General features: G+C 53.7%; 9 protein-coding genes. 3 read left to right on the top strand and 6 right to left on the bottom strand.

From position 1 onward, the window contains the following. Positions 1-104 precede the first annotated feature (104 nt). Complete coding sequence (gene proC, locus RWL87_RS07570) at positions 105-950, bottom strand: pyrroline-5-carboxylate reductase (RefSeq protein ID WP_313969449.1); 846 nt, start codon at positions 948-950, stop codon at positions 105-107. A 334-nt stretch (positions 951-1,284) separates the two neighbouring features. Here proC and RWL87_RS07565 point away from each other — a divergent pair, with 334 nt between their 5' ends. The 3 genes from RWL87_RS07565 (at position 1,285) to RWL87_RS07555 (ending at position 5,081) form a co-directional block, all read left to right on the top strand. Further along, complete coding sequence (locus RWL87_RS07565; RefSeq protein WP_313969448.1) at positions 1,285-2,694, top strand: chloride channel protein; 1,410 nt, start codon at positions 1,285-1,287, stop codon at positions 2,692-2,694. A gap of 469 nt (positions 2,695-3,163) precedes the next feature. Then, positions 3,164-3,874 carry a DUF6318 family protein gene (locus tag RWL87_RS07560; RefSeq protein WP_313969447.1) on the top strand — a complete coding sequence of 237 codons (711 nt, stop codon included), beginning with the start codon at positions 3,164-3,166 and terminating at the stop codon, positions 3,872-3,874. Between the two features lie 544 nt (positions 3,875-4,418). After that, positions 4,419-5,081: a hypothetical protein gene (locus RWL87_RS07555; protein WP_313969446.1), complete on the top strand. Its 663-nt coding sequence runs from the start codon at positions 4,419-4,421 to the stop codon at positions 5,079-5,081. Between the two features lie 274 nt (positions 5,082-5,355). On the opposite strand, the gene RWL87_RS07550 is transcribed toward RWL87_RS07555, so the two are convergent. The 5 genes from RWL87_RS07550 to topA form a co-directional block, all read right to left on the bottom strand. Beyond that, positions 5,356-6,468: a hypothetical protein gene (locus RWL87_RS07550; protein WP_313969445.1), complete on the bottom strand. Its 1,113-nt coding sequence runs from the start codon at positions 6,466-6,468 to the stop codon at positions 5,356-5,358. A gap of 81 nt (positions 6,469-6,549) precedes the next feature. Beyond that, positions 6,550-7,098, bottom strand: a complete 549-nt coding sequence (locus RWL87_RS07545; RefSeq protein ID WP_313969444.1) for a DUF6609 family protein — start codon at positions 7,096-7,098, stop codon at positions 6,550-6,552. Positions 7,099-7,739: 641 nt separating this feature from the next. Continuing rightward, positions 7,740-9,281 carry a hypothetical protein gene (locus RWL87_RS07540; protein WP_313969443.1) on the bottom strand — a complete coding sequence of 514 codons (1,542 nt, stop codon included), beginning with the start codon at positions 9,279-9,281 and terminating at the stop codon, positions 7,740-7,742. Between the two features lie 114 nt (positions 9,282-9,395). Then, positions 9,396-10,367 carry a Ppx/GppA family phosphatase gene (locus RWL87_RS07535; protein ID WP_313969442.1) on the bottom strand — a complete coding sequence of 324 codons (972 nt, stop codon included), beginning with the start codon at positions 10,365-10,367 and terminating at the stop codon, positions 9,396-9,398. A 260-nt stretch (positions 10,368-10,627) separates the two neighbouring features. Continuing rightward, positions 10,628-13,462: a type I DNA topoisomerase gene (gene topA / locus RWL87_RS07530; protein ID WP_313969441.1), complete on the bottom strand. Its 2,835-nt coding sequence runs from the start codon at positions 13,460-13,462 to the stop codon at positions 10,628-10,630. Positions 13,463-13,629 lie beyond the last annotated feature (167 nt).

Genomic DNA, 13,629 nt, shown 5'->3' with positions numbered 1-13,629 from the left:
AGACATAGAAAAACAGCCTCTTCCCGTTCTGCCGGGAGGAGGCTGTTTTTCTGTAGTTTTACCCAATCAGAGGGATGCTACCGGACGGTATTAGTCCCCGCTGATTAGTCCTCGTCAGCGGTGTACAGCTGGCTCATTTCCGCCGAACGAGCGGCGCAGGCGCGCATCGCGTCCTCGGTCAGCTGGAAGAGGCCACCATCCACGAAGGTGTTCAGTGCACGCTCGGTGGTGCCGTTCGGGCTGGTCACGGCGCGGCGCAGGGCGGGCGCATCCGGGTTGGAATCCAGCAGGAAGCCCGCACCAGCAACGGTTGCGCTGGCGAGCTTGAGGGCGGTCTCATGATCCAGGCCGAGCTCCGCGCCGGCGGCGGCCATCGCCTCCGCAAGCAGGAACGCGTATGCCGGGCCAGAACCGGAGACGGCGGTGACCGCATCCATCTGGTCCTCGCGAACCTCAACGACCAGACCGACGGTGCCCAGGACCTCTTCGACGAGCTTCTTCTGCTCATCCTTCACGGTGTCGGTGGTGGAGATAGCGAGCACGCCCTTGCCCACGGAGGAGGGGGTGTTCGGCATGCAGCGAACAATGGGCTGACCTGCAGGAAGGCACGCGGCGAGGGTTTCGAGGGTCACGCCAGCGGCAACGGACACCACGACAGCATTCGGTGCGAGGGCGGGCGCAATATCACGGGCAAGCTCCACGATGCCGTAGGGCTTCACGCCGAGCAGCACAACGTCTGCGTGAGCGGTTGCCTTGTGGTTGCCGTCAGCATCGCCGCCGGTGGTGATGATTTCTACTTTGTCGCCGAGGCGCTGGGCGAGGGCGGCGCGGGATTCTTCGCTACGCACGGTGGCGCGGATGTGGGCGGGGTCGTGGCCTGCGGCGAGCAGACCTGCGGCGATGGAGCCGTTCATGGAGCCGGTGCCGAGAAAAGCAATAGTTGCGGTCATCGTTGATCCTTCCGAGTGGGGTGCCTGCGCCCGGCGGCTACTTTGCACGGTGTGCGGCGGGCGCGTGGAGGCGTACCCTTCCAGCATAGCGGGTGCGGCGGTGGGCGTGTGACCTGGCTCGTGTTTCATGTGCATTTCTGGGGTGCGTTCGGTGGGGTGTGTTCTCTGGGGCGCCTTCCCTCGCTGTGCCGTTCCGCCTCTCAATCTTTGGCACACCGCTGAGCTGTAAAAGGTGCGGGAGTAGAATAAAATCGGCTTCACATGCGGCGGTTTTGCCGGTTATGAAGCTTCTAAGCAACACACAGCAAGCAACACACACTACGGACTCAGTTCTATGTCTTCTCATACTGGTTCTTCCCCGAATTCTTCCCCGAATAGCCCGCAGAATTCTGCGGGTTCCCGTTCTTTTTCGTTTCGCCTCCTGCTGGGGCTGACCCTTGCCGCGCTGGTCACGGGCGTGTTCAGCGGCTTGGGCGCGATTGCTCTGCATTATGTTCTGGACTTTATGCAGGAACTAACTTTCGGTCAGGCTGAGGGTCATCACCCGATGGTGACTGACGGCGCCGATCCGGCGCGCCGTGCGCTGGTGCTGGTAGCTCTGGGCCCGTTCGTGGCGCTGGTGTGGTACTACCTGCAGTCGGGCGGTCGGCGCGTGGTGAGCGTGAAGGCGCAGATTGCGGGTGCTACCGAGGAGGACCTTAAGCCCCCGCTGTGGCGGCAGATTTCCCATTCGGTGATTCAGATTGTTGCGGTGGGTGCGGGCTCCCCGGTGGGTAAGGAGGTCGCGCCTCGTGAGCTGGGTGCGCTGGCCGCGGGTCGGTGCGCGCGCCTGCTGGAGCGCATTGGTGGTACCCGCCCGGATGGTTCGCTACTGCTGGGCGATCGTGAGCGTCGCCTGCTGGTGGCGGCGGGTGCGGCGTCCGGTCTGGCGGCGGTGTATCAGGTGCCGATTGGTGGCCTGGTGTACCTCGTGGAGGCGATGGCTGCGGGTCTGAGCTTGTGGTCACTGTATGTGGGTGCGGTGACGGTGTGGACGGCTACGGTCACGGCGAATATGGTGATTTCGAATGCGCCGACCTACCCGGTGCCGCAGCTTCCATTGGATGCGACGACGTTGACGGTGGCGGCGTTGACGGGTGTGGTGTTGACTCCGTTGGCGTTGGGTTTTAGGGCGTTGTCGCAGCGTGCAGAGAAGATTAAGGCGAAGGACCGTTCTCTGTTGTGGCGTATTCCGGTGGCGTTTGTGCTGGTCGCGGTGGTTTCGCTGTGGCTTCCGGAGATTCTGGGTAATGGTCGTCTGCTGACTCAGCACACGTTTAATGTGTCTCTGGATGCGGCGGCGGGCGGTCTGACCGCGGCCGCGGCCTGGTATGTGGTGGCTCTGTGCGTGGCGAAGGCTGCCGTGGTGCTGTTGAGCCTGCGTTCGGGTTCGTATGGCGGTACGTTGACGCCGGGTTTGGCGTTGGGTGCGGCGGCTGCGTTTTGTGTGGCGGCGCTGGTGCTGTGGGCGTTCCCGGGTTTGGGCGGGGTGCCGGGTGGCGCGTCGATGGTGTTGTATGCGGCGGCGTTAACGGGTACGGCGGCGTTTTTGGGTGTGTCGATGAATGCACCGTTGTCTGCGTTGACGTTGTTGATTGGTTTTACGGGTCAGGGTGCGAGTGCGTGGCTGCCGATGGCGGTTGCGGTGGGTACGGCGGTGCTGACCCGATGGGCGTGGACGCGAGTGTTCGGTGCTAAGAAGTAGATTGCAGAAATAGGGGGCGGCCCCGGATGCGTGTGCGTCCGGGGCCGCCCTGTTTTGTTTGGGTTGCTCGGTGCGGGGCGGAAATTTGGTAATGACTTAGCAATTTCAGTCATGATTTAGCGTCTTTGGCGATGGCTAAAACCCCAGCCTAAAGTCACTAACCCATGGTCGAAGTACGTAACTCATGACCGAATTTCCGCAGGCATGGCGCCTCTGCGGGTGCAGATTTATTTGATGCATAAAACATTGAGAAGCCCGAATAATGACCAACCACCGTCACTATCCTCAAAAGAACGCAAACGACGGCAAACATGCGGTAGGGTGGTAACTGTAGTGTTCCATAGCGCATTGATGCGATTGCTGGATGCACTATAGGGTTGTTTTTCTTCCGGTGGTCAATGTGACCTGTGAATAACGGCCCGACATGCACATATATCACACTGTCACCGACGATAGGAGCGTATCTTCTATGGATTCGACCATTTTCAACCGCCGCACCCTGTTGGGTAGCGGCGCGCTTGTGGGCCTTGGTGCCCTGCTTGCGGCGTGCGGCCAGCAGGCAAATAACGAGGCGGCAGCCACCGCAACTGCGGCGCCGAGCGAAACGGCTTCGGTCTCTGCAACGGCATCTGACACGGCTTCTGCATCAGCCACTCCGAGCCCGGTCATTACCCGCGGCTACTCAGGGCAGTCTAAAGCGCCTGACGGTGAATACCGCAAAGCCGATGGCTACGGCCCTGCGCAGAATGTCCCCAAGCCTCGTAATGAGCCTGCACAGTACCCCGAGACCGAAGAGGGTCTAATGAAGATGATGCAGGACTGGCTGGTTGCACACAACTATGGCACCCAGACTGGCGACTGCTCATATGCGTTCAAATATGTCACGAAAGATACCGATGAATATAATTCATATAGCTACACGGAATCTCTTTACGAACGTGGAGGATGGATTATTGGAGGATTGGAATCTTATCAATCTGAAGGCCCCCTAATCTACGATGATCAGAATAAGAGTTATCGGATGAAATTCCGAATCATCTGGTCAACTGTCACATATGTAAATCCTGATGGTCGCTTAAAAATGGATGCTAATACAGACACGAATGATGATTCCTTCTATTTCTTGTATACATATTCTGATGGATACTGGAAAATTTCTGGATCTGATTTTAATGTCTAACACTAAGAAGCTATCAATGCATAATAATAGAAAAATCTTCTCCACCGTATGTGCTTCTATTCTTATGGTAATTCCTATCTCATATTTTCCTAGTTCTATCGCCGTTGAATGCACAAACCAAAATTCTAACGGTCATTGTGTAAAAATTCCGGGAAATAAGCGTATCCCCCAGGACGATGATTCTGCAAAAAGATCACACACTGTCAATCAATCGAAAACGACACAAATTTCGGGAGATGACCCGTCTTCTGCTGCCTCGGTAGAAGCAGCACGCAAGAGTTGGGAGGATAACCACATCCCAATGCGTGATGGCACTAATCAAACAGTCTACGGAACTGTACCCGAAGCCCGAAAAGCCGGAGATGCAGAATGTTACACGAAAGTAGACCGACGTCCGGGGCATTACACCATAGGGCCTCTACCTCTGGGAGATAACGCTAATAAAATCCCCAACCATGTTGGAGGCCGCTACTGCGTACCCGACGACACCAAAACCTTCACCTCGAATGACCCCGCGCAGCCTAAGGGTCCTTCTCCTGAAGAAATGCTCCAAGAGATTGAGGACCAATTCGCTAACACCAATATCCAGGCTCCTGTTTTGAAGCAGTCCTACAATCTTGGCACCGGTCTGAGCGAAGACAACCCCAACGTCTATAAGAACCAGGCCGTCAACTTCTACGTCGACGCCCCCGCCGCACGATGGGAAGGCGACCTCATGATCGGCCATGTGGAGATGGAGTCCTACCCCACTCAGATGACCATCCAGTATGGCAACGGTGACGAGGGCAGCTTCTACACCATGGGCAAGCCGGTCAGCAGGGCACGTGGCGAAGAGTCACGCAAGACCGCGACCAGTTATACCTACAAACGTTCAGGTAATTTCCATGCGTACGCGACCGTTTCTTATTCTGGCCGTTTCCGTGTTGACGGTGGCGATTGGCAGGCTCTGGATGTCGTGTTGACAAAGGAAACTGTCGATCCGTTGCTGATTCGTGTCTGGTGGGTTGATGTGGGTCGCGTCGGCGGCACCTGCGCCGAAGATGATACTCGTTGGGGCTGCAAGAATGATCCCACGATGGGTAAGAAGGATAACCCGAACCCGCGTCTGCGTAAGGCTGATATTCGTACCGGTCAGCGTTGGCACCTGAATGACAATGGCGACGGGGATACTGAGTATTCGTTGCATCGCGACTGGCCCGATATGTAAACCAGTTCTAACCCAACATGTATATCACCGCAGCAGGCGGCCTCGAATGTTTGAACATTCGAGGCCGCCTGCTTTTTAGACCAAGGTTTTCGATAGATTAGTGTCTTCACCGTGGGTCTTTAACCCGCAGTGAAGACGCTAAACCATGGCACAAATCTTGGAGGGGTTACCCCAATAGCGAGAAGCCATATGTGTTTCGAGAAGCCACTTATGACGTGGCTGCTCGAAACACATGTGGCTTCTCAACGTTTACCCTTGCGAAAGCTGAAGATGTCTAGAGCGGGTCAGCTTTTGCTTTCAACTTTAGTCTCGCAGATTCCTTATCTTCCTTATCTGAAACACCTTTACCTTGAGCCGACAATTCTTTACATTCAAGATTCTTAGCATCAATTTCAAATGCTCCATCCAAATAAGAACCGTAGGGCTTACCACTCTTATTAAACTTTTCTAGAACAAAATAAGGTGCCATAAATCCTAAAAACTTTGAGATATCTGAATACCAAACGCCAGAGCGCCACACAGCAGGCAAATTAATCATATCCGAATACTCTTCATCGAGGAATGAATACCTCACCCTTGAAGCGTTTTTATGCGCTTTTGACACCATCTTAATTACTTCTGCAAAAACTTCCCCTGTTGCATATATCTGAACGATTTTAATATACTCATGTTCTGCGATTTTTACACCCCACAAGGCATCAATAAAACCATCCAATACAACATACAAAAGACGGACAGCCATCATACTTACGAAAAGGAGTAGAAAGCCAAAAACAATAAAAAGAAACCCTTGCAGATAATCGATTTCTGCATTTAAAGCATGTCCCGAAAATATTACAAAATATTTCGCAAGGAAAACAATGAACACGATTGAAAAAATAATCGAAATAATATACGAGATAAAATGGAAGATGATAGATATTTTAGACTCAAAGGAGGGAACTACTTGGATAGAGTTTACATTTTCAGTAAAAATATACCCTTCCGAAAGTTCCAAGAGTCTCCTCTGAGCAACTATATCCGAGCATGAAGAAAGTACTCTCCGTTCCCAAACAGCACGTTCAAGGGCAGCTTTTCGAGATGCTCTAATTTCTTGATATTCCTTTTCAGTGTCTTCAAAACTATTAGCTCTCTCAAATTCCATGAGCTCTTTATACTTTTCAGATACTTCAACCCATGTCTTATAACGAGTTAGCTCCGGCGGAGTAGCCTGTTTCGACAACTCCATCTGCTTGTCAATCTTTCTGCCGCTCCACCACGCAACAATAATTGATCCCAGAAGAGCAATTGCAGAAGATATTATTGTTGTCCAGGGTATAGCGGTAAGACTCTGCGCAGATTCGGCCCCCTCAGCTAGCATCTGCGCTAACAGTAGTTGATTCGTCATCGGTGATTGTTCCTTTCCTAGCAGGCGGCCCCGGATACGGAAGTGTTCGGGGCCGCTTTTAGCATATCGACAAACTGCGCCTTATATTTGCTTTGATGGCTTTGAAAGAAATAGTAGATAAATTCCAAACATGAGCTTAATTGCCGCATCAATATATGCAATTACCTCTAGTGGAACGTCGGCACAAACATATCCTACGAAAACGTTAATGACACAGATAAGACCCAGGTATATCATTAACTTTCCATGCACAAAATAATAGGGAAAGAAATGCAGTGCGGTTGCCATCAGTGCCCCTAGCCAAATCAATCTCCAATTTTCAGTTGCAAAGAAGGGTCCACCCAGTAAAACCATTAAGACAAATAGTAGAATAACAGCATACGAGGATACTTTATTTTGAAATTCACTCGAAGGGCCATCGGCTAGTCTATTCAGTACCTTTTTATTCATGTTGATTGAGAAAAAGCTGACGACGTACCCAATACTGAATACTTGCATGTTTATTATTTGCTTTCCTCCAGCCAAGGTGGCTATTGCTATAACTACCGCCACCGCAATTAGCCACAACCCGCAGGCCCTCTTATAGTTAAATTCTAACTTTTCGTCTTTGTTGTAGCCCAGAAAAGCCATCGATTCCTCCAATAGTCTCTCGTAAAATTAATTCCCTTGTTGCGCCACTACGTTTTATTATGAAAAATTCTGCCATATATTAATATACTCCAACCCTTCTGTGCGCTAATTACACCCTCTGAAATTGTATCAAGATGGCGATAAAATCCCCCTAAGAAACGAGGGGTCAGCCCCGGATGCGTGTGCATCCGGGGCCGCTCTGTTTTTTAGGTCGAGGTTTTCGATAGGTTAGTGTCTTCACCGTGGGTCTTTACCCCGCAGTGAAGATACTAACCTATCGATGAAAAGGCTAAGGCATAACCCGTAACCGGCTCTCACCTACCTGGCACGGAGGGGATTCGGTCATGAGTTGCGGATTTCTGCCATAGGTTAGCGTCTTTGGTCGTAGTTAAAAACCATGGCAGAAGACACTAAACCATGACACAAATTCTGCGAGGGTTACAGCTGCCCCATAGCGAGAAGCCACATGTGTTTCCAGAAGCTACGATAATGGTGGCTGTTCGAAACACATGTGGCTTCTCAGATTCAACATTTGAGGCGTTGAAGGATATCTAAAAAAAATAGACTTACTTTCAACACAAAGGTTTATAAAATTAAAACTCAATCGCCTGCAACTTCTAAAATTATACAACACATTTTGATTAAATCTCGGATTTCTCCTCTCCCAACTCAGACTTATATTTGGAATATATATCGCTTGCAACCCACATCAAATAATAAATGTAGGCAACCATTATAAAGTCAATTTTCTCCCTTTCCCTACATACCAAGGTAGAAAACTTAAAGTTGTTTGCCAGGATTGGTCCAGACTTTCTTTTAATAATATCCCTCAGAGACCCACGTACAGATTTTTCCACAATAATAACGGAAACGCAGGTCACAATCAAAGTAACAATTAGAATCCCAACGATAAACACCGCCATAGAAATCTCATCTGACAAATTGAGTCCATTAATTAAATCTGATATTTCCCTAACATACCTATCAACCAATACCATAAGGGAAGCAAAGGCGGCCATAAATGCAATCACCCTATTCGCCCATACTGCCGAATAAAATGAGATATATTCAAAGGCCCTACGGTACCCTCGCTTCAGGTATAGAACATTTAATTTATATATTTCTGATATAAGGCTATAACTATTCCCCACAACCATAAACCAATATAGAGAGTAGAACACAGTCAAAGTAATACTAAACTCAATTCCATCCTGCCCCAAAAATATCAAGGACAAAATACATACTATAGCCCAGGGAACGAAAACCTTCAAAAAATGTATATTTAAAATGTATGATAGAATACTTACATTGACGGAAAAATTGGAATACCGCTCCCCAAACTTTAAGATACTGGAGTAATAAACCACTTCATCTTTACCACATTTCAAGCCATCGGACGGTTTCAATTCATCAGTTGTTTCACAACTCTTTTTCGGGTCTCCATATTCAAATTCATATCTTGCTATTTCATACTCATCCCCATATGTCGATTTTCCTGTCGTATCGACACTCTTCAACCTATTGAGAAAAAGTGAATTTTTAATTAATATACTTTTCTCGTTATATGTAAGCATTAGAGATGAGGATAATGTAAACCATGCAAAAAACAACAATACCCATTGAGGAATTTCACCATACCTGGAAAGGTTAATGTACTCTGGGACGATAAGCCTACCCCACCCTGGCCCCACACTCCAAGCCCCCAATATCGAAGGTGCATTAGATGAGCCTTGAAAATACCCAGCAAGCAACCCATACCAAAAGTTAATTATAAATATTATAAAGACAATACCACTGACAATTTTTGCAAATTGTCGATAGACAGCACGGCGAGCCTCACCAATAACACCTTCAATATTATCAGCAAATTTTCCAACACTAATGTATAAGCTTAAAAGCAGACTGGCCAACGAAGCAATGATTGAACTGCGCACATCAAGTAGATAATATGGGATATTAAACATTGAGCTTATAAAATCTAGAAAAAATTGCCTAACCTCATTAGGCGTAGTATTATACATAACCAAAAATACAATACCTAAAACTATATAGCAAAAAGAAATATTTCTAAATAATTTAAGGGGCTTTCGAACAATATTCTCCCAATATATTTGTTTCTTCTTTTCTTCGTGCTCTTCACCCCAGGCTTCATTAACCTCGTCAATAACTTCTTGAATTTTCATCGGTGATTGTTCCTTTCCTACATCTTTGTCGGCGGGTTATATACAAAAGAAAAGCGGTGACCCCGTAGGCCGGTGCCCATTACACACCAGCCTGCGGGGTTCATCATCATGGGGTTAAGCACCCAGGAGGGTCTTCGGGTTGACCGGAGTACCCGTACCCTCCGCCAGGTGCTCAATACGCTTCAGGATCAGGCCCTCACGCAGCGCCCACGGGCACACGCGCATCGTCTCAATACCGAACGCCTCCATCGCCGCCTCCGCCGCAATAGCGCCCGCCAGCATCTGCTCCGCACGCGCGTTCGAAACACCCGGCAGGTCAGCGCGCTCAGACACCGTCATCGCCTCCATGCGACGAGTCCACAGACGCAAATCCTGCAGATGCATCTCACGCTTCACATGCGGGCCCGCCGAATACGGCGCCGCACCGCAAATACGCGCCAACGAACGGAACGTCTTCGACGTACCCACCGTCATATCCGGCGTGCCGTACCGCAACAGGTTCTCCGCCACCGGGGCAATCTGCTCACGCACATACTTACGCAGACGCTTCACCTGCTTCGGCTTCGGCGGCTGCTCATCAAAGAACTCACGCGTCAAACGACCCGCACCCAACGGCACGCTCATCGCCGCATCAGGCATGGCGTTCGTGCCAATCGAAAACTCGAAAGAGCCGCCACCAATATCAAAATCAAGGATGCGGCCCGCACCCCAGCCCTGCCAGCGGCGCACCGCAAAGTACGTAATCGCCGCTTCCTGATCACCCGAAATACCGTTCAAGCTCACGCCGGTCTGCTCACGCACCTGCTGTAGCACTGATGCGCCATTACCCGCCTCGCGGATAGCGCTCGTGGAGAACGCCAGCAGGTCCTCCGCCTCATTCTCAATAGCGAAGTCGCGGGCGCTGGTCACGAAGCGGGTCAGCGCGTCCGCGCCCTCCTGCGAGATATTGCCCTCAGCGTCGAGGTACTGCACGAGCTGCAGCGGAATCTTATGCGATGCGTACGGTTCGGGGCGCGCTCCAGGGCTACCGTCAATCAGCAGCAGGTGGACCGTATTCGACCCGACATCCAGAACTCCCAGGCGCATGGTGCGCTCCCCTCCCCCGCCCCGCGGCGGGATACTATCTGTGTGCAGTACCGCAGGTGCGGCGCCTCTCCCAGTCTGTCAGAGGCGCGGCTCACTCCGCAAACAATCCGGGCAGATGCCCAGCATCAGCACAGCGCAAGTATAAAAGCGCACCGGGCGCACATTCTCCGGGCACGCAAAAGGCGCAGGAGGCGTCCCTCCCCCACACGGGGGTTTCGGGACGCATCCTGCGCCTTCAAGCAGAAACGCTACGCGGCAGATTACTCTGCGGTCTTCTTCGCCGCGGTCTTACGAGTGGTCGTCTTCTTCGCGGTAGTAGACTTCGCCGCAGTCTTACGGGTCGTAGTCTTCTTAGCAGTGCTAGTTTTCTTGGCGGTCGTGGTCTTCTTCGCGGCGGTCTTACGCTTGACCGGGCCCTTCGCACGCTTGTCGGCAAGCAGCTGCACCGCACGCTCGTGGGTCAGCGACTCGACCGACTCCGCACGCGGAACCGTAATGTTCGTAATACCGTCGGTGATGTACGGGCCAAAGCGACCGTCCTTCACCACAATCTTCTTCTCGCTGACAGGGTCCACGCCCAGCTCAGCCAACGGAGGCTTAGCCGCCGCACGACCGCGCTGCTTCGGCTGGGAGTAAATCTCCAGCGCCTGCTCCAGCGTAATCGTGAAGATCTCGTCCTCACTGCCAATCGAGCGGGAGTCCGTGCCCTTCTTCAGGTACGGGCCAAAGCGGCCGTTCTGCACGGTGATCTCCACGCCCTCAGCGTCGGTACCGAGCACGCGCGGCAGGCTCATCAGCTGCAGTGCCTGTTCCAGGGTCACGGTCGCCAGGTCCATGGACTTGAACAGGGACGCGGTGCGCGGCTTGGCGGGCTTCGGCTTCTTCTTCGGCTTGGGCTTGCCGTTCTTGTAGTATTCGGTCGGCTGCGCGTCCAGGTACGCCTGAATCTGCTCCTCGGTCATCTCTTCGATAACCTCGGTGACGTAGGGGCCGAAGCGGCCGTCGCGTGCCACAATCTGGCGGCCGGTGGCGGGGTCCACACCGAGCACGCGGCCGTCGGACTTGCCCTGTTCGAGCAGTTCGCGTGCCTTCGCTTCGGTCAGTTCGTCCGGTGCCAGGTCGGCGGGTACGTTCGCGCGGACCGGTTCGGTCAGCTCGCCGGTCTCGGTGTCGAGGGTACCTTCGGCCTCCAGGTAGGGGCCGAACTTGCCCACGCGCAGAACAATTCCGTCCGCAATCGGGATGGAGTTGATGCTGCGGGCGTCAATCTCGCCGAGGTTGTCGACGATGGGCTTCAGGCCGCGCTTGGAGCCGCCGCCGTAGTAGAACTCGCCCAGCCACTCGACGCGGGACTCTTCGCCGCGTGCGATGCGGTCGAGGTCTTCTTCCATCTGTGCGGTGAACTCGTAGTTCACGTAGGGGCCGAAGCTGGATTCGAGCAGGCGCACCACGGAGAACGCGGTCCAGGACGGAATCAGCGAACCAGAACGAACGTTCACGTATCCGCGGTCCATGATGGTCGAAATAACCGCCGCGTAGGTGGACGGGCGGCCAATGCCCAGCTCGTCCAGGGTCTTCACGAGGGACGCCTCAGTGTATCGCGGGGGCGGCAGGGTCTCGTGGCCGGCGGGCTCAATCGCCTCGGCGGTCAGTGCCTCGCCGGTGGTCAGGTTCGGCAGGCGCTTCTCAGCGTCCTTCGCCTCACGCTCGGCAACGCGGGATGCGTCAACGCCCTCCTCGTAGGCGGCGAGGAAGCCGCGGAAGGTGATGACGGTGCCAGATGCAGCGAACTCAGCGTCCTGACCGTTAGATGCCACAGCGCCCAGGCGCACGGAGGCGGTGGAGCCGGTCGCGTCAGCCATCTGGGAGGCGACGGTACGCTTCCAGATCAGCTCGTAGAGGCGGAACTCGTCGTTGGACAGTGCGCCGCGCACGGCGTCCGGGGTGCGGAAAGTGTCACCCGCGGGGCGGATTGCTTCGTGTGCCTCCTGCGCGTTCTTGCTCTTGGAGGTGTACACGCGCGGTGCAGAGGGCACGAACTCGGCGCCGTACAGCCCGGATGCCTGGCGGCGTGCGGCGGAGATAGCCTGCTCGCTCAGCGCCACCGAGTCGGTACGCATGTAGGTGATGTAACCGTTTTCGTAGAGGCGCTGCGCCACCTGCATGGTCACGCGGGAGGAGAAACGCAGCTTACGTGCGGCTTCCTGCTGCAGGGTGGAGGTGGTGAACGGCGCTGCCGGGCGGCGCTTGTACGGCTTGGTCTCAACGGAGCGCACCGAGAACGCGGCGGACTGCAGGGCTACGGCGAGCGCGCGGGCGGCTTCCTCGTTCAGGTGGGTGACCTTGGAGGAGTTGAGGGTGCCGTCGTCGGCGAAGTCCTTGCCGGTGGCGATACGCTGACCGTCTACAGCGACCAGCTTGGCGTCGAAGCCCTCGGAGGCCGCGTTCAGGAAGCGTCCGGACAGGTCCCAGTAGTTGGCGGCGACGAAGGCCATGCGTTCGCGTTCACGCTCAACCACGAGGCGGGTTGCGACGGACTGCACGCGACCTGCGGAGAGGCCGCGGCCGACCTTGCGCCAGAGCACGGGGGAAATCTCGTAACCGTAGATGCGGTCGAGGATGCGGCGGGTTTCCTGAGCGTCGACCAGGTGCAGGTCGATGTCGCGCAGTTCGCCGAAGGCACGTTGAATGGCTTCCCGGGTGATTTCGGGGAAGGTCATGCGGTAGACGGGTACCTTGGGCTTGAGGACTTCCTTCAGGTGCCATGCGATGGCTTCACCTTCGCGGTCACCATCGGTTGCCAGGTAGAGCGCGTCTACTTCTTTGAGCTTGCGCTTGAGTTCGGCGACCTTTTTCTTCTTGTCGGGGTTGACCACGTAGTAGGGTTCGAAGTTCTCTTCAACGTTGACAGCGAACTTGCCGACGGGGCTCTTCTTGAGGTTTTCGGGCAGTTCGGAGGGCTGCGGAAGGTCGCGGATATGGCCCATGGACGAGTCGACAAGGTAGTCCTCGCCGAGGTAGCTGCTGATGGTTTTGACCTTGGAGGGAGACTCCACAATCAGCAGGGCTTTTCCGTTCTTTGCCTGAGCGGGCACGGCACTCCTCTATCTGTGTGTTGAAAAGCTACGTATTCAACCATAACCTACGCTGGCGCTTGTGGGCGCCGACTGGTTGTGGTGTACGCGGGTGCGACGGTCGGTGGGGGTGAGTATTTTTGTTGAGTCTGCACGAGTGCGCAGGGTACTCGGTACATCATACGGTA

Source organism: uncultured Rothia sp. (assembly GCF_963555405.1).
Classification (GTDB): Bacteria; Actinomycetota; Actinomycetes; order Actinomycetales; family Micrococcaceae; genus Rothia.
This window is presented reverse-complemented; position numbering and strand designations above follow the sequence as displayed.